The sequence below is a fragment of the Methylomonas albis genome (assembly GCF_014850955.1).
Lineage (GTDB): Bacteria > Pseudomonadota > Gammaproteobacteria > Methylococcales > Methylomonadaceae > Methylomonas > Methylomonas albis.
In genome coordinates this window covers 2770618-2787854 of sequence record NZ_JACXSS010000001.1, presented here as the reverse complement: position 1 = coordinate 2787854, position 17237 = coordinate 2770618, and the positions used below count along the sequence as shown (strand labels likewise).

20 protein-coding genes and 1 pseudogene are annotated in these 17237 nt (G+C 46.8%); 18 read left to right on the top strand and 3 right to left on the bottom strand.

Features of this window, described 5'->3' with window-relative positions; genetic code table 11:
- Nucleotide 1: 1 nt before the first annotated feature.
- Together EBA_RS24585 and EBA_RS12850 are read left to right on the top strand one after the other, a co-directional pair.
- A complete protein-coding gene (locus EBA_RS24585) occupies nt 2–130 on the top strand; it encodes an MFS transporter small subunit (protein ID WP_267873582.1) in 129 nt (42 codons plus the stop codon).
- Between the two features lie 270 nt (nt 131–400).
- The gene (locus EBA_RS12850) at nt 401–757 is read left to right on the top strand and encodes a hypothetical protein (RefSeq protein WP_192375080.1); all 357 of its coding nucleotides are present in this window, start codon (nt 401–403) and stop codon (nt 755–757) included.
- A gap of 14 nt (nt 758–771) precedes the next feature.
- Here the strand turns inward: EBA_RS12850 and EBA_RS12845 are convergent.
- A pseudogene (locus EBA_RS12845) lies at nt 772–894 on the bottom strand (IS5/IS1182 family transposase); the annotation flags it as partial.
- A 712-nt stretch (nt 895–1606) separates the two neighbouring features.
- Between EBA_RS12845 and EBA_RS12840 the strand changes: the two are divergent.
- On the top strand, nt 1607–2119 hold the full coding sequence (locus EBA_RS12840; RefSeq protein WP_192375079.1) for a hypothetical protein: 513 nt from the start codon (nt 1607–1609) through the stop codon (nt 2117–2119).
- Nucleotides 2120–2348: 229 nt separating this feature from the next.
- Here the strand turns inward: EBA_RS12840 and EBA_RS12835 are convergent, their stop codons facing one another.
- Nucleotides 2349–2849: an REP-associated tyrosine transposase gene (locus EBA_RS12835; protein WP_192375078.1), complete on the bottom strand. Its 501-nt coding sequence runs from the start codon at nt 2847–2849 to the stop codon at nt 2349–2351.
- Nucleotides 2850–3144: 295 nt separating this feature from the next.
- On the opposite strand from EBA_RS12835, the gene EBA_RS12830 reads away from it, so the two are divergent.
- Nucleotides 3145–3798 (top strand): hypothetical protein, encoded by a 654-nt coding sequence (locus EBA_RS12830; protein WP_192375077.1) that lies wholly within the window; start codon nt 3145–3147, stop codon nt 3796–3798.
- 116 nt (nt 3799–3914) lie between these two features.
- Here the strand turns inward: EBA_RS12830 and htpG are convergent, their stop codons facing one another.
- A complete protein-coding gene (gene htpG / locus EBA_RS12825) occupies nt 3915–5849 on the bottom strand; it encodes a molecular chaperone HtpG (RefSeq protein WP_192375076.1) in 1935 nt (644 codons plus the stop codon).
- Nucleotides 5850–5979: 130 nt separating this feature from the next.
- On the opposite strand from htpG, the gene EBA_RS12820 reads away from it, so the two are divergent.
- The 14 genes from EBA_RS12820 (at nt 5980) to EBA_RS12760 (ending at nt 17220) form a co-directional block, all read left to right on the top strand.
- The gene (locus EBA_RS12820) at nt 5980–7608 is read left to right on the top strand and encodes a tetratricopeptide repeat-containing response regulator (protein WP_192375075.1); all 1629 of its coding nucleotides are present in this window, start codon (nt 5980–5982) and stop codon (nt 7606–7608) included.
- A 4-nt stretch (nt 7609–7612) separates the two neighbouring features.
- Entirely contained in the window at nt 7613–8296 is a 684-nt protein-coding gene (locus EBA_RS12815; RefSeq protein ID WP_192375074.1) for a sensor histidine kinase, read from the top strand.
- Between the two features lie 111 nt (nt 8297–8407).
- Nucleotides 8408–9478, top strand: a complete 1071-nt coding sequence (gene rfbB, locus EBA_RS12810) for a dTDP-glucose 4,6-dehydratase (protein WP_192375073.1) — start codon at nt 8408–8410, stop codon at nt 9476–9478.
- 46 nt (nt 9479–9524) lie between these two features.
- Nucleotides 9525–10421, top strand: coding sequence for a dTDP-4-dehydrorhamnose reductase (rfbD, locus tag EBA_RS12805; protein WP_192375072.1), 897 nt, complete (start codon nt 9525–9527; stop codon nt 10419–10421).
- Between the two features lie 2 nt (nt 10422–10423).
- Complete coding sequence (locus EBA_RS12800) at nt 10424–10723, top strand: nucleotidyltransferase domain-containing protein (protein ID WP_192375071.1); 300 nt, start codon at nt 10424–10426, stop codon at nt 10721–10723.
- Nucleotides 10720–11088, top strand: a complete 369-nt coding sequence (locus tag EBA_RS12795; RefSeq protein ID WP_192375070.1) for a hypothetical protein — start codon at nt 10720–10722, stop codon at nt 11086–11088. Before EBA_RS12800 ends, EBA_RS12795 begins: the two co-directional genes overlap by 4 nt.
- On the top strand, nt 11089–11217 hold the full coding sequence (locus EBA_RS24580; RefSeq protein WP_267873581.1) for a hypothetical protein: 129 nt from the start codon (nt 11089–11091) through the stop codon (nt 11215–11217). It begins immediately after the preceding gene.
- Between the two features lie 30 nt (nt 11218–11247).
- Nucleotides 11248–12132, top strand: a complete 885-nt coding sequence (rfbA, locus tag EBA_RS12790) for a glucose-1-phosphate thymidylyltransferase RfbA (RefSeq protein ID WP_192375069.1) — start codon at nt 11248–11250, stop codon at nt 12130–12132.
- Between the two features lie 116 nt (nt 12133–12248).
- On the top strand, nt 12249–12998 hold the full coding sequence (locus EBA_RS12785; RefSeq protein WP_192375068.1) for an HI0074 family nucleotidyltransferase substrate-binding subunit: 750 nt from the start codon (nt 12249–12251) through the stop codon (nt 12996–12998).
- Between the two features lie 16 nt (nt 12999–13014).
- Entirely contained in the window at nt 13015–13557 is a 543-nt protein-coding gene (gene rfbC / locus EBA_RS12780; protein ID WP_192375067.1) for a dTDP-4-dehydrorhamnose 3,5-epimerase, read from the top strand.
- 90 nt (nt 13558–13647) lie between these two features.
- Complete coding sequence (locus tag EBA_RS12775) at nt 13648–14451, top strand: aldolase/citrate lyase family protein (RefSeq protein WP_192375066.1); 804 nt, start codon at nt 13648–13650, stop codon at nt 14449–14451.
- 15 nt (nt 14452–14466) lie between these two features.
- Nucleotides 14467–15159, top strand: coding sequence for an SDR family oxidoreductase (locus tag EBA_RS12770; RefSeq protein WP_192375065.1), 693 nt, complete (start codon nt 14467–14469; stop codon nt 15157–15159).
- A complete protein-coding gene (locus EBA_RS12765) occupies nt 15143–16219 on the top strand; it encodes a 3-dehydroquinate synthase (RefSeq protein ID WP_192375064.1) in 1077 nt (358 codons plus the stop codon). Before EBA_RS12770 ends, EBA_RS12765 begins: the two co-directional genes overlap by 17 nt.
- Nucleotides 16219–17220, top strand: a complete 1002-nt coding sequence (locus EBA_RS12760; protein WP_192375063.1) for an NAD-dependent epimerase/dehydratase family protein — start codon at nt 16219–16221, stop codon at nt 17218–17220. The genes EBA_RS12765 and EBA_RS12760 overlap by 1 nt, the downstream gene beginning before the upstream one ends.
- The last annotated feature ends 17 nt before the right edge of the window (nt 17221–17237 follow it).

Sequence of the window (17237 nt, the reverse complement as noted above, 5' to 3'; positions counted from 1 at the left end):
GATGAAGCAAATCCAAGCGACTAAATCTTCCCAGCCGATCTTGCTGGTGTTGTTCTGGCTATATGTGTTGATTCCGTTGAGCTGGGGGGTGTGGTCGACGATAAAAAAAGCCCTGGCATTATTCGGTTGATACTGTTGTTCGCTCACGTTGGCGCTACTGTGTCAAGCATGCCGATAAACTCAAACGATGCTCGCTTATTCCTGGTGTAGATGTCCATAAACGAAGTAAACCGAGGCTGATGATTCTGTCAGGTTGTGCGGTCTGAGCCGCATGTGCCGGACTTAGCGTGGAATATTTTAGGCAAAACTTGTCGCGGATGAGAGTATTATCATGGCATCGGGCATATTTGCCGGACCTACGACTTGATTATAAGAATAGTTAGACGCTACTGGAGGACATATGGCTTCACTTGATATGCAAGGGGCTTACGATTTGAGCAATGCCAAAATCAACGAACTAATCACGGAAAGCGCCGAGGGCAATTATGCCTTGGGCATCATCAATCAAAAAACCAATAAATTCGTGGTCAAATACGTCGGCCGTTCGGAAACCGATCTAAATGCCCGGCTGAAGCAACATGTTGGCAGGTATCCTAAATTTAAGTTTAGCTATGCCGCATCGCCCAAGGCCGCATTCGAAAAAGTCTGCCAAAACTATCATGATTTTGGCGGATCGAAAAAACTGCTGAATCACGTCCACCCGACGCGGCCAGCCGATGTCGATTGGAAATGTCCTTGTTGCGATACCTTCGGTTAGGGGCTGTTGCCGTTTTATACAGGGAACCATAGGACGCGCAAGTCAAGGCGTGCGCCTTCAAAATTGTGTTTGAGCTTGTCGAGTCGCGTGGCCCTGAAATGCTGCAGCCTCGCAAACACATTTTCAACAAGGTGGCGATTGGGTAGAGGCGGCAATCCTGTCGCCGTTTGCCGAAGTGTTGGCTTATCTTTTGATTGAAAGCCCCCATTCATGCTGCAGAATAATTGAATTTCAGGGGGATGATTGCAAAATGGCAACAGCCCCTGATTTAGAAAAATTATCTCCACCTCATAGAAGTACTTTATTCATACTGGGAACGTCTGTAACCAGTATTCCACTGTCAAGAATTTCCGCGTTTAAAAACAAAGTTTCATACTGAAACGACAATAAACTAAAGCAGCCCGACGAAATCTTAAAGCAAATGCCCAGCCAAAAGGAGGGTAGGGTGAGGTGAGTTTGCGAACCGCATCAATCGCGAACGATGCGGTGTACATTGGTTACCGCATTCTATTAGCTGAGTGATTTCACGTCGTCAGTGCGTGAAATCACCTGTTTCTTTTGTGATACGCTCATAAACCAGATGATTTATAAGGTAATGTTGGCTGGCACCAAAATTGCGCTAACAAGAATAGGTTAGGTTGTCGATGTCTGTTCCTCGCGCGGAGTAAGCGATGTGATGCATGGACCCGAACCCACGATGCGCGACATTGAGAAAGCAGGCTGCTTGCATGAGATTCTTTTTATGTAGCGGCGCCTAGAGTCACTAGTTTTCGGAAGAATATGCCAGATGACGGCGTCAATTTTCGCGTTGGTTTTGTTTCAAAAACATTCATCATCCATAGGGCTATTATGAAAAGTGCAAAAAAGGTTTTCGCTTCCAAATTGATGCTTTCACTCTTGCTGGGAGCGCAGATATTATCGGTTGGAGTCAGTCACGCCGAGGGACGGCACGAAGATGCCAATCGCGACCCCAATCGCCGCTTGAACGGAACTTACGGTTTTGCTGCCACCGGTTACTTTGGTGCAAATTACGATACCACGACCAAACAAACCACCGGAGCCGTGGCCGAAAGGGTTGGCGTATATAGTTTTGATGGCAAGGGAAATTGCACCATACACAGTCTAGCCAATAAAGCCGGACTGGCTGCCGGCGTCCTCCAGGATACCGAGGATTGTACCTATCAAGTGAGTGCCGATGGAACCGGCCAACTCGATGCCACGCTGGGTGGAAAAACCTTTCTGACCTACTTTGTGCTGGTGAACAACGACAAGGAGTTTATGTTTACCCGCCGCGAAGGAACCAGTAATCCGGCTGATCAGGGTGGAGCATCCTTGATTTTTGCTATCGCCAAGAAGCAATAGGTTTGCATGGCGCATTGGCGAGGGTCAATGCGCCGTTCTGAAATAATCAGGTGTTATTTGCGGATTAAATGACACTGCAATCCGTGCTATGACGCGGAAAAAATATCCAAAAAGAATCCTGATTACTTACATGCTTCAGCGAAATCAAACGCAGGGTTCGCACCGCGTACCTTTGGGTTCATTCGCCACCATCGAAGGTATCAAATTGTCCGGCCATATCCGAGCCCCATTACGCAGGATAAACCCCCTCGTTTACGAAGCGATGGAACGACGAATATGGCCAATCGGCCGCCGAGGTCACCAGACCGTGTTTAACCGGATTGTAATGCAGGTAATCCAGATGTTTTGCGTAGTCGCGTTCGTCGCGTAATGCATGTTCCCAGAATCGACGTTGCCAGACACCGCGCCGCCGTTGCTGTTGTTTTGATGAAGATATTGATTGTTCAGGGCCGTTCGCCGCCAACCAATGTTGGGTGAAATATTTTTTGATAAAGCCCCAGCGTATGGAGTAATCGGCATCGCCAGGAGGCAATGCCAAAATCGCGTGGAGGTGATCCGGCAACACCACCAGGGCGTCAACCGTAAAAGGCCATTGTTGTTGGCAAGCGCGAATGGCCGAGCGCAGTAAATCTCGAGCCGCATCGTTTGCCAAAATCGGCGCCCGTCGTTCCGTTACCACGGTAAAAAAGTACGAACCTCCTGGTATATAACAGCGCCGATAATTCGCCATCGCAAACCCCGTTTGCAGAAATCCAGGTTGCGAATTGTGGACCGGTTTAAACCAATCGGCAATTCAAGGTAGGGTACGCACCGCGTACCGAAAGAGGGGCGTCCCAATGTTGGAAGCCAGAAGGTACGCGGTGCGTACCCTACGGGACTATGTGGGTAGTCGATTATCGGTTCTGAGAATAAAGCGATGAGCAAAATTTTCGATGTTTGGCGGATTGGTTTGAAAGCTAGAGTATGCGCGAGTATCATCAAGAACTCACCAGTCTCGAAAGCAACTGACCACATAGGTAAATATCATGAATTCCATCGTTCGTTACTTGGCATTAACCACTGCGATATTGGCATCTGTCGGCTCAAGCACTCCCGCAACTGCGGCGTTGGTTCAATATACCTATACCGGCAATACTTTTACCGACATATATCCGCCCGGATTTGGCGATATTGGTTTAAACATTAGCTTCATCGTTGAAGAGTCGCTGTTACCCAAAAACGGTCGGGCCGTTCTTGACGTTGATGACTATTCCAGTGGGAGAGTCCCGTTTACCTTCAGCTTTGGCCTTGGGCAATATTATAAAATCGACACGGCAGAATTTTACGCTAACCCCAATAATGCAGGGGTCGACCCGCATTTTCAGACTTATTTCGATAGGAGTGCTCGAATAGAGTTCGATACCGACGCCGAAGGGCATTTTAGTGGTAATTGGAGCGCGGTACTCAATAAGCATGAATATGGCAGGCCCGGTTTGTTGGGCGGCGTTTCGATAAGTTCGTCGGCGTACAGCTTTAGTTCAGTGGACTCGGCCGAATTTTACGGCGTTTCGGGGTCTGTGACCGGCAATCCTGGGACGTGGGTACGTCAGCTTGCGCCTGTGCCGTTACCCGTGAGTGGGTTTTTGTTCAGTTTTGCTATTGCTGGCTTAGGTCTTCGCAAATGTTTTAATCGCCAGTAACTTGATTGGTCGAAAATACCATTCACCTGCTTGTGTAGATTGTGCGCCCTCTTTGCTTGGGTAAATAGCAATAAAAAAGGCCGGGTACCCGGCCTTTTGTTTAGCGTGTTAGGTGTTTAACCCAACAACCCCTGCAACAACCCATTCAACTTATGCACAAATGCTGAAGGATCGTCCAACTGACCACCTTCACTCAAAATAGCCTGGTCGAACAAAATATGGCTGATGTCCGCAAACCGTGCATCGTCTTGCTCGCTTTTTAGGGCTTGGACGATGGCGTGGTCCGGGTTAATTTCGAAGATCGGTTTGCTGCCGCCCATGCCCATCATGTTCATCGATTGGCCGGCTTCTTTCATGATGCGTTCCATGTTCAAGCTCATGTCGTAAGCGCCGGTGACTAAGCAGGCAGGCGAGTCGGTTAGACGGTGGCTGACTTTTACTTCGCTGACCTTGTCTTTCAACACATCCTGAATTTGTTTCAGCACCGATTCGAAATCCTTGTTGATTTCTTCCTGGTGCTGTTTCTCTTCTTCGGTATCGAATTTTTCCAGATCCAGCTCGCCCTTGGCAATGGATTGCAGATGTTTGTCTTCGAAGTCGGTCAAGCTGGACACCAGCCATTCGTCGATGCGGTCAGACAGCAGCAACACTTCGATACCTTTCTTGCGGAAGATTTCCAGGTGCGGGCTGTTTTTGGCAGCGGCGAAGCTGTCGGCGGTGACGTAGTAGATTTTCTCTTGGCCTTCCTTCATCCGGCTGACATAGTCGGCCAAGGAAACGTTTTGAGTTTTGTCGTCGGTATGGGTGGAGGCGAAGCGCAATAGCTTGGCCACGCGGTCTTTGTTTTTGTGGTCTTCGATCGGGCCTTCTTTGATGACGTTGCCGAATTGCTCCCAGAATTTTTGGTATTTTTCGGCGTCGTTTTCGGCCAGATCTTCCAGCATACCCAAGACTTTTTTCACCGCGCCGGTTTTAATCGCGCTGATTTGCTTGCTTTGTTGCAAGATCTCACGTGAGACGTTCAGCGGCAAGCTGTCGGCGTCGATTACACCGCGCACGAAGCGCAGGAAGCGCGGCATCAGCTGCTCCGCGTCGTCGGTGATGAAGACTTTTTTGATGTACAACTTCACGCCGTGTTTGGCGTCGCGGTCCCACATGTCAAACGGAGCGCGGCTGGGTACGTACAGCAGCAGGCTGTATTCGTTGGTGCCTTCCACCCGGCTATGCACGTGGGTTAACGGGGCTTGGAAATCGTGCGAGACGTGTTTGTAAAACTCGGCGTATTCTTCTTCGGAAATGGAGTCTTTGGATTGGGTCCATAAGGCCGAGGCGCTGTTGACGGTTTCGTCCTCGACGCGGGCTGGCGCGGTTTCGTTGCCTTCTTCGTCTTTCTCGGCCGGGATTTCCTTGCTCATGATAATCGGCAGGGAAATATGGTCGGAGAATTTTTTGATGATGGAACGCAGTTTCCAGCTGTTTAAAAATTCTTCTTCACCGTCTTTTAGGTGCAAGACGATTTCAGTACCGCGGGCGGCTTTATCGACCGATTCGATAGTGTAATCGCCTTCGCCGGCCGATTCCCAGCGCACCGCTTCGGAAACCGGCGCGCCGGCTTTGCGGGTGGTCAGCGTCACTTTGTCGGCGACGATGAACGCGGAGTAAAAACCGACGCCGAATTGGCCGATCAGTTCGCTATCCTTGGCTTGGTCGCCGGTCAGGCGTTCGAAGAATTGTTTGGTGCCGGACTTGGCGATGGTGCCGATATGGTCTTGTACTTCGGCGCGGGTCATGCCGATGCCGTTATCGCTGATGGTGATGGTCTTTTTGGCTTCGTCGAAATCGACGCGGATTTTCAATTCGCTGTCGCCTTCGTACAAGCTGTCGTTGGCCAAGGCTTCGAACCGCAATTTGTCGGCGGCGTCGGAACCGTTGGAGATCAACTCGCGCAAAAAGATTTCCTTATTGCTGTACAAGGAGTGAATCATCAAGTGCAGCAAATGCTTGACTTCGGTTTGAAAACCTAGGGTTTGTTTGTTTGCCTCAACAGTCATGTCTATACTCATTTGGTTGTAAAGTGGACTCGGGCGAGTTGGGGATGGTAATTTTGTTTTTCAAGTCTGTCTGAGCTATGGATTTTTTCGGAGTGGATTTTTTGTTGGTTTTAATGGCATTCTTCAGCGCATGAGCTTCAGTTTAAACGGTAAAAATATCCTGATTGTCGAGGACAATCCTGTGTTCCGCAAAGCCATGCGGGATATGCTGTATAGCTTGCAAGCCGTCACCGTGGTCGAAGCGGATAACGGTATTGCCGCGATCAATGCCATGAGCAAAAGCAGTTTCGATATTGTGTTGTGCGATTACAACCTGGGTGTGGGTAAGAACGGCCAACAGGTGTTGGAGGAAGCTAGGCACCGGACCTTAATCGACTATCGCTGCGTGTTTATTTTGATCAGTGCCGAGCAGACCACCAGCGCGGTGTTGGGCGTCATGGACAGCAAGCCGGATGAGTATTTGACCAAGCCCTTCAATGCGCAGCAGTTGATGAGTCGCTTAACCCGCAATTTTGCCCGCAAGGACTTTATGGCCAGTATCGATAAGGCGCTTGCCGGCGGGGATTCGTCTAAAGCGATTCAGTTATGTGATGCCTTGTTATTGTCTGAGGACAAGAAAATGCATCTGCATTTGCAAAAAATTCGCGCCGAACTAGCGATTTCGGTGGGCGATTTCGAAAAAGCCAGACAAATCTACCATGAGGTGTTGTTGCATCGTGAGTTACCCTGGGCGCGCTTAGGTTTGGGCGTGGTGGACTTTCAAAACAATAATATCGAGCAAGCCATTGCCGGTTTTCAAAGCCTGGTGGCTGACAATCCGATGTTGATGGAGAGTTACGATTGGCTGGGTAAGGCCTACGAAGCCTTGGATCAGTATCACGATGTGGAGAACGTGTTGCAGCAGGCCTTGCAATTGTCCCCGCAATCGATACTCAGGCAAAAGAAATTAGCGGAAACCGCCGATAAAAACGGCAATCTGGAAACCGCCGAAAAAGCCTATAAATCGGTGGTAAAACTGGGTAAACATTCCGTGCACCGCTCTTGCAGCGATTTTTCCGGATTGGCAAAACTGTACGCAAAAACCAATGCCGCCGACGAAGCCTTAAAAACCCTGGAAGAAATGCGTAAGGAATATGCCAATATCCCCGAGGCAGAGTTGCGTGCTTCGACAGTGGAGGCGGAGGTATACAAAACTCTGGGCAATGAAGAATTGTCGCAGAAGGCTTTGCAAAATGCCTTGGATATATGCGGTCGCCTTGGCAATAAAGCGCCCAGGGACTTACAGTTGGAAGTGGTAAAAACCTGTTTCTTGAGCGATGAGCACGATAAAGCCGAAGAAATACTTTACGATCTGATTCATGCGCATATCGACGACGATCAGTTTTTGAACGATTTGCGCCGGATGCAAAGCGGCATCGGCATGGATAATCACTCGGAAATCCTGATTCAGAAAACCAAACAGGCATTGATCGCCATTAATAATAAAGGTGTAGCTCTCTATAAACAGGGCAAATTCACGGAGGCCCTGGAGTTGTTCGAACAAGCTATACTGACCATGCCGGATAATAAAACCATCATCGTCAATATGCTGAAGATCATGATTCATGATTTGAAAGTCAATGAATTTTATGAAGAAAAAAATCAACGCATCAAAGCGTTATTCAATAAAGCCAAGCAAATTGGCGTCGATCAACATAAGCTCAGGATATTACAACTGGAGTATGTGAAATTGAGAAAGTCTCAAGCGGTTAAAGCCTAAAACTATGCCGACTAACCCAAGCAGCAACGGTTTGTTTCCTACCATCCTCGCATCTACGGTTCACGATATTAAGAACTCCTTGGGTACCTTGTTGGAGTTGGTTCGGCAAGCGGCGGCCAGGCAAAATGGTCAATCAGCGGAATTGGGTCAGCTGGAGTTTGAGGCCGCCCGCATTAATCACAGCTTAATGCAATTGCTGGTGATGTATAAGATCGATTCGCAAAAATTTAGCTTGGATATTGAAGAATGCGCGGTGATCGATATCGTCAATGAAGCGATACATCAGCAGGCGCGTTTGTGTGGATTGCACAATATCGATTTGCAAGTGGATTGCGGCGATGACTTAGTATGCTTTTGCGATAATCCCATTATTAGTAATGCCTTGGCGGCGGTGTTGAATAATGCGTTGCGCTACACGCGAAAAGCGGTGCTGATTGCTGTGGCCGAAGAAGACGGCTACTTGTTTATTACCATTGAAGACGATGGTGAAGGTTACCCACCACATTTTTTAGCCGCAGACTTACAAGATACGACCGAATTAGATTGGGTGTCCGGGAATACCGGCTTGGGTTTATATTTTGTATCACTGATGGCCGGCCTGCACAAAAACGCCGGGAAAAGCGGATTTGTGCGGATTGACAACGAAAGTCGTTTGGGAGGTGCGCGGTTCACATTGTTTTTGCCGTAAGGTTTGCAGAATCACTAGACACTGAACGATAGTACTAAGGTACAATGGCCCCGATAAAATTAGCGTTTTTCGTCGGGCAGACGGTTAGAATAATTAAAAAAATCTTTAAATATGAGCATTTTAGTAACCGGTGGGGCAGGATTTATCGGCAGCAATTTTGTGTTGGATTGGCTGGCGCAAAGCGACGAACTAGTCGTCAATCTGGATAAATTGACTTACGCGGGTAATTTACAGAACTTGGCTTCACTGCACGGCGATGCGAGACATGTGTTTGTCCACGGCGATATTGCCGATTACGATTTGTTATTGAGTTTGTTGCAAAAACACCAGATTCGGGCCGTAATCAATTTTGCCGCGGAATCGCATGTCGATCGCTCCATCCATGGGCCGGAAGATTTTATTCAAACCAATATCGTCGGCAGTTTCCGTTTGTTGGAAGCGGTGCGCCAATATTGGAATATTCTTGATGGTTCCGCGCGACAAGATTTTCGTTTGCTGCATGTTTCCACCGATGAAGTCTATGGTTCTTTAGAAAAGAGCGACGCGCCGTTCGCCGAAACCAAGCAGTATCAACCCAATAGTCCTTATTCCGCCAGTAAAGCGGCCAGTGACCATTTGGTGCGTGCTTATCACCATACTTATGGTTTGCCGGTGCTGACCACTAATTGCTCCAATAACTACGGTCCTTATCATTTTCCGGAAAAACTAATCCCGCTGTGCATTCAAAATGCCTTGTCCGGTAAAGCTTTGCCAATTTACGGCGACGGTCAACAAATACGCGACTGGTTGTATGTGCAGGATCACTGCAGCGCCATTCGTCAGGTACTGGCGTTGGGCAAAGTCGGGGAAGTCTATAACGTCGGTGGCTGGAACGAAAAAGCCAATCTGGACGTAGTCAATACGCTGTGTAGCATTCTCGACGAATTGCAGCCGCGCACCGATGGCAAGTCCTACGCCGAACAACTTACCTACGTTACCGATAGGCCTGGACATGACAGACGTTATGCTATCGACGCCGGCAAGCTGGAGCGGGAGCTTGGATGGAAACCGGCGGAAACCTTCGAAACCGGTATTCGTAAAACCGTGCAGTGGTATTTGGATAACCAAGCCTGGGTAGGTAATGTGCTGTCCGGCGATTACCAGTCCTGGCTGGATAAAAACTATGCTGAGCGTACGGCATGATCAATGCGTCCGGTGGTTATTTGCCGGGCTCAGTGGCGGGGCTTGAATGAAGGTTTTGCTGTTCGGTAAAAATGGTCAGCTTGGCTGGGAATTGCAACGGAGCTTGGCGCCCTTAGGCGACTTGCTTGCGCTTGATCGATACGATCAGCATTATTGCGGCGATTTAAGTAATCCACGCGGGGTTGCAGAGACGGTCCGTGCGCTGCGTCCCGACGTCATCGTCAATGCCGCTGCCTACACCGCAGTGGATAAGGCCGAGTCGGAGAACGAAGCGGCGCATATCATCAATGCAGTAGCGCCGGGCACTTTAGCCGAAGAAGCCAAGCGTTGCGGTGCTTGGTTGGTGCATTATTCCACCGATTACGTGTTCGACGGCAGTGGCGATAAACCGTGGCAGGAAGATGATCAAGTTAGTCCGTTGAATGTCTACGGGCAAACCAAGCTGGCTGGCGAACAAGCCATTCAAGCTAGCGATTGCCGGCATTTAATTTTTCGAACCAGCTGGGTTTATGCAGCAAGGGGTAACAACTTTGCCAAGACTATGCTACGCCTCGCTCAAGAGCGCCAACAGCTTTCTGTGATAAACGATCAAATCGGCACGCCAACCGGAGCGGAGTTACTGGCGGATGTCAGTGCCCATGCCATTTGCCGTGCACTGAAAACGCCGGAGGTAGCCGGCCTTTATCATTTGACCGCCGCTGGAGAAACCAGTTGGTACGACTATGCGCATCTGGTGTTTGACTATGCTCGTACAGCCGGATTGGAACTGAAAACCGATAAACAATCGGTCTCGGCAATTCCCACTAGCGCTTACCAAACCCCAGCAAAGCGACCATTAAACTCCCGATTGAATACCGAGAAATTAAAAACCGTGTTTGATTTGCAGCTGCCGGCTTGGCAACTGGGCGTTGAGCGGATGTTGTCTGAATTGTATAGCAAATAGTCATGCGCTTAACAGACGAACAAGTTCAAATCATACGCAGCACCGCTTATAGATTTTTAGGTGATAAGGCGAGGGTTTGTCTGTTTGGCTCACGTGTTAAAGATAATGGCAAAGGCGGGGATATTGATCTTTGTTTTGAAACGGATCAGGTCCTAGTAAACCGAGCAGAGGTGATTTGTCGGATATATGCCGCTTTGGTATTGGCCTTTGGCGACCGTAAAATTGACATAGTCGTTAAGGATGCCGACACGCCGCCAGTACGGATTTTCCAGATTGCAGAGCGCACCGGGGTTTATCTTTGAGCGTTATTTATTTGACAGAATATGCGCAAGACGCCGTGTTGGCATTGGCAGTTGCTAGCAAGGAAGCAGGACACTTAAGGTATACGCAAAGCACTTTGTTTACAGAAGCCATTGACATGGCCTGGGTAAAGGCCTTGGACGAAAATGAAGAACGGGCTGAAAAAGTCGATGCGTTTGTTGGTCGTTTTGGGCGATTACAAGATTTTATTGGTGAGAAACTAATCCCACGCTTCGCTGCATTGTTGGGCGAAAAGCCAAAATCGTTGCTGGATGTCTTGGTGTTTGCTGAGAAAATGGGTTGGTTGACGGGGGCCGAGGATTTTATAGCGGCTAGAAAGCTTCGGAATTTGTTGGTTCATGAATAAATGGACGATGAAAAATTATTTTTGCAATCGCTGTTGTCCGCCAATGTGGCTACCGATGTATTACTGGCCGTGGTAAAAACAATGGAAAACGAAGCCATGCGCTTGTCGTTGCCACCGATAACGGTCTAAACAGGCTTTGTTCACACTTATATGATGAATATGAATCAGCGTAAAGGCATAATTCTGGCCGGAGGCTCCGGTACTCGGCTCTATCCGGTTACAAAGGCAGTTTCCAAACAATTGCTGCCGATTTACGACAAGCCGATGATTTATTATCCGCTCAGCACCTTAATGCTGGCCGGGATTCGCGATATTTTGATCATTTCCACGCCGCAAGATACGCCTTTGTTTCAGCATTTGCTGGGTAACGGTAGCGATTGGGGTATTGATCTGCAATATGCCGTGCAAGCAAGTCCCGACGGACTGGCGCAAGCATTTGTCATCGGCAAAGATTTTGTCGGATCGCAACCCAGTGCGTTGGTATTGGGCGACAACATTTTTTACGGACACGATTTACACGTTCAGCTGGGACGAGCGACTGATCAATCCTCAGGTGCCACCGTTTTTGCCTATCATGTCAATGATCCGGAGCGTTACGGGGTCGTTAGCTTTGATGCTCAGGGTAGAGCAACTTCGCTAGAGGAAAAGCCCACGCAACCGAAAAGTAATTACGCAGTGACCGGTTTGTATTTTTACGATAATCAAGTCGTCGATATTGCTGCTAATTTAAAGCCGTCGCCGCGCGGTGAGTTGGAAATCACCGATGTCAATAAAGTGTATTTGGATAGGCAACAGCTCAGCGTCGAGATCATGGGGCGCGGCTATGCCTGGTTGGACACCGGCACTCATGCCAGTTTGATCGAAGCCAGTAATTTCATCGAAACCATCGAAACCCGTCAGGGATTGAAAATCGCTTGCCCGGAAGAAATAGCCTGGCGTAGGGGATGGATAAACGACGAACAAATCGAAAAACTAGCCAAACCATTGGCGAAAAATGGTTATGGGCAGTATCTTCTCGCGTTACTCAATAAACAAGTTTTTTAATTTATGCAGTTTGTTAATCCTACCGTCAAATGCCCTGTGAGCGTCATTAAGCCAGATTTGAGGCCGATCCTAATTGGGGAAAGCATTAACATTTGGACAGAGCAATAAATCTTGACATGCTTGACAAACAACTCGTTGATGCAGTTTGTAAAATTATCTTGAAATACGTGGCGGCAACGCGAATTTATTGGTTCGGTTCGCGCGTTACCGGAGATGCAAAGCTCGAGAGCGACTATGATTTTGGATTCGATTCGGAAGATTCACCGAGTCCTGATGTTTTGGCTGCGATTCGTAAAGAAATAGAGCAATTGCCTACCTTGATCAAAATCGATGTTACTTGTCTCAATAAGGCTGATCGTCGTTTTGTAAATCGAGTTAGATCTTCCGGAAAAGTGGTTTATAGCGCAACCAAAGCCCTTAGAGTGGAAGACGGGTTGACGTATTTTCGGCGCGCACTGGAAAGATTTCAAGTTGTGATCAACGAGCGAGAACGCTGGATTAACGAGGGTAACGGCGACATAGTGTTGGATATTGCTGCCAAGCGTTTCGAATTTACCTACGAAATGGCATGGAAGGCGTTGAAGCGTTGGCTGGATTTTCAAGGCATGGATGCGCGCAGTCCCAGAGCTGTATTTAAAGAGGCATTCGCCTTGGGAGTGATCTCAGATGAAAAAACCTGGCTGGATATGATAGAAATGCGTAATTTGTCATCCCATGTTTATGACGAAAATGAAGTATCAGGGCTGCTTGATCAACTTGAACGTTTTAACAGTGCATTTACAGATTTGCTAAATAAGATTGACCGGCCAAACCTTGAGCAAGAGACTCGCGGTAATGCCGATATACCCCAAACCTTTGAACATTAAATTTCTTAATTAACCCATGCAAGCCACCCGTCTTTCCATCCCTGACGTTATTTTGTTCACGCCCAAGGTATTCGGCGACGAACGCGGTTTTTTCTTTGAAAGCTTCAATCAGCAGATATTTGAAGAACTGACCGGTTTGAAACGGAGTTTTGTTCAGGACAACCACTCGAAATCGCAAAAAGGCGTATTGCGCGGCTTGCATTACCAGCTGCCACCCAAGGCACAAGGCAAGTTGGTGCGAGTGGTGCAAGGCGAGGTATTTGATGTGGCTGTCGATATTCGTAAAAGCTCTGTCACTTTCGGTCAATGGGTAGGGGAGATACTCTCAGCGGAAAACAATAGGCAAATGTGGATACCGGAGGGGTTTGCACATGGTTTTCTGACATTAACGGATACTGCGGAGTTTTTGTACAAAACCACAGACTATTATGCGCCGGAATACGAGCGCTGCATTATCTGGGATGATGCTGATTTGAACATTGCGTGGCCATTCGATGATTTGCCGCAGCTTTCAACTAAGGATTTGCTAGGCAAGGCTTTTAAGGATCTGGCAGCCTAATAGTTACCGTGTTTATTCCTGCCTAGCTGGAGAGCCGCCTTAGGGTGAATCCTTACCGCTTGGTTTGATTTTATTAAAAGAGGACATTATATGAATAAAAGAGAACGCTCAATGCTCGACCTTTTAAAGAAAGGCAAGCAGGAGTATGGATATGAGGGCATTAAAGCGGAGTTTGAAGCGGAAGGAACCAGGACGGACGAGTTATTGAGACTGATCGAGATTGTGCGTAAAGCCGATTTGAAAGTGGGATTGAAGATAGGTGGCTGCGAAGCGATGCGCGATTTGTTAGAAAGCAAATTAATTGGCGTGGACCATATTATCGCACCGATGATTGAAAGCACTTACGCCTTGTCCAAGTATATCGATGCCAAGAATAAGGTGTTCACCGAAGACGAGCAACAAGATACCGATTTTTTATTTAATATCGAAACCGAACAAGCGTTTCAGGTCGTGCAAAGCTTGGCTGAGCAAGCTCGGCACCATAACGGTGTCGATGGCATGGTATTTGGTCGTGTGGATTTTTCCCTGTCGCGAGGCTATTCGAGAGATGCCATTAACCAGCCGCAAGTGACGGAGTGTTGCATTGCCACTGCTAGGGAATGTAAAGAAAAAGGTTTGGACTTTGTGGTCGGTGGCGGTGTTTCCATTGACGCGTTGCCGGCATTGAAAGAAATTAATCAGGTTCACCTTACACGATTTGAAACTCGAAAAGTCATATTTTCCGGTCATTCGCTAGACAAGCCGGATATTGAAAAAGGTTTGTTGAACGCAGTGCACTTTGAATTACTTTGGTTACAGAATAAACGCGATTATTACGACATTATTGCCAAGGAAGATTTGTCTCGAATAGCTATGCTTGAAGGACGTTGGAATGTATTAAGAGATAGCAATTAATTCGGTCGTCGCGCAATGCAGAAAATATTGATTTTTGGCGGTTCCGGTACGATAGGCGCGCACATTTGCCAATTGTTCGAAAAAAAAGGGTGGAAAGTCACTATTGCATCCAGAACACAAAGCTCACATCAGAATCATATTTTATTTGATCCCTTGGGTGAGAATCTGGCGCTATCTTCGCTCAAATCTACGGGGCCGTTCAATGCTGTATGTTGGGCTCAGGGTATGAACTGCAACGATAATATTTATAATGTTGATACTGACAATAACGTTGAGTTATACAAAGCTAACTGCCTATTTATTGTGAAATCGCTAAATATTTTGTTAAATGAAAAGTTATTAGCCAAAAATGCACGTTTATCAGTGATTAGCTCTATATGGCAAAATATTGCGAGGCAAGACAAATTATCATATTGCATGACTAAAGCCGCCCTGCAAGGACTTGTGCTTTCAGCGGCAACCGATCTGGCCGAAGATGGATACCTGATTAACGCGGTGTTACCGGGCGCATTAGATACACCGATGACTCATCTAAATCTTAAACCGGAACAGTTAAAAAAAATAACAGACGCTACGAAGTTTAAACGATTGGCGGCTTTGGATGATGTAGCCAATTTGGTTTATTTTCTCTGTTCAGCAGAAAATACCGGAATTACAGGTCAATTTATTAATGCAGATTTAGGGTTTAGTCATGTCCGTATCGTTTGATATTCAATCGAGTATTGCAGATTATCGGGTGGTAATAGAAAACGGTGCTTTTGCCGAAGTACAGCAGCAAGATGAGAATAGCGCCGTGTTATGCGATAACTTTTTTGAAACGGCTTTTTCCGGAAACTCCAGGGTTATTGCCGTACCGGCGAATGAAGAAACCAAAAGTTTGAAATGCGTTCCCGATATAATCATAAAAATGCGGGACTTAGCCTTAACAAGGCAATCCAAGTTAACGGCTGTCGGTGGTGGTAGTCTGCAGGATATAGCTACCTTTTGTGCGTCGATTTATATGCGTGGTATCAAATGGGATTATGTTCCAACCACTCTATTAGGTATGGTGGATTCGTGTATCGGTGGTAAGTCATCTATAAACGTTGGGTATTATAAAAACTTGGTTGGAAACTTTCACCCACCACAGACCGTTATAATTGATCCGAATTTAGTAAAAACCCTCAACGCAGAACAAAAAATCGCTGGATTATGCGAGGCCGTGAAAATTTGCTATGCCAGAGGGAGTTTGAGTTTCTCTGAATATATGCAGTTAAATCCGCAAGTAGATATGGATGTAGCGTGTTATGCGGATATAATTGCATTGAGTCTAAGAGCCAAGAAATGGTTTATCGAGGTTGATGAATTCGATAAAGCCGAGCGTTTGCTGTTGAATTATGGTCACACTTTTGGGCATGCCTTGGAAGGTGCTTCAAATTTTGAAGTAAGTCATGGCATAGCAGTTGGTTTAGGCATGTTGATTGCCATTAATTATGCCCAAGTGAGCGGTGGTATTAAGCAAGTTCCTGCGGATACTCAACAGTTGAAAGATTATGTCGTGGGTTTGTTGGATCAAATTCCAACTCTGAAAGAAATTATCCAGCGCATTGATGTGGAAAAAGTATTTGAGTGTTTTATATCGGATAAAAAGCATTCCGCCAGTCATTTTATTATTATCAGTGTGAATGATTCCGGAGCATTAGAACGATTATTTATCGATAAAACCCAGGCAAATATAGTCAATTTGAAGTCTGCAATTAGTTCAGTCATTAGTCAGAGCTACAAATAATGCCTTTTAATTTCGAAAAAGCGTTTGGCGCTGATTATCGATTTATATTAGATTGCCTATTTAGTAAACAGAGTCATATCGCTGTGACCGGCGCCAGTGGCTGGTTAGGTCGGGCAGCCCTGGAATTGTTTTCGGCTTTGTACGGCGATGAATTTAACGGTCGAGTATCGGCATACGGATCTCGTGAGCAGCAGATAATACTGGATGATGGTCGTACAGTATCCGTTAGACCTCTGACGGAAATCATCCATCGGCATACACAACACGATATCTATTTGTTTCACTTTGCGTTTTTAACCAAGGATAAGGTTGGCGGATATACAGACGATGAGTATATCCGCTTGAACAATGACATTCGGAGCTTGGTGATGCAGGTCTTGAAGCAGTCGCAGGTAAAGGCCGTGCTGTTGTCTTCGTCCGGAGCGGTTTACGATTATTTAAACGATAGCAATAGAGACAAGTCTGCAAATCTATACGGCAGATTAAAATATGAAGACGAGTTGCTCATTGAAGAGATATGCAATAAATACGATATAAAACTGCTTATTCCAAGGATATTTAATTTAAGCGGGCCGTACATTAATAAGCTAAGTGCTTATGCCCTATCCTCGATTATCACGAATGTCGTTGCCGGGGAAAATGTGGTAATTCGGGCAAATAAATTCGTGTTTCGTTCTTACATTTATATTCTGGATTTGTTGCTGCTCTGTATTCGTATGATGTTCTCGGAACGTTTCGAAAAAATCGTCCGTTTCGATACCGTGGGTGATGAGACGGTGGAAGTTGGCGAGTTAGCTGTAAAGGTTTGCAAGTTACTTGATGTTGCCGATCTAACAATTGAACGTCCGAATATAATAGGTGACGAAGCTGATAGCTATTTGGGAAACGAGCAGCCTATTAAAGAGATTATAAAAGGGTTCGAATTTCCCGTAACAGGTCTGGATCGGCAGATTTTGGAAACTGCCGAGTATATCCGTAATTTGAGCAAATGTAGTGGATAGATGATTATGTCTATAAC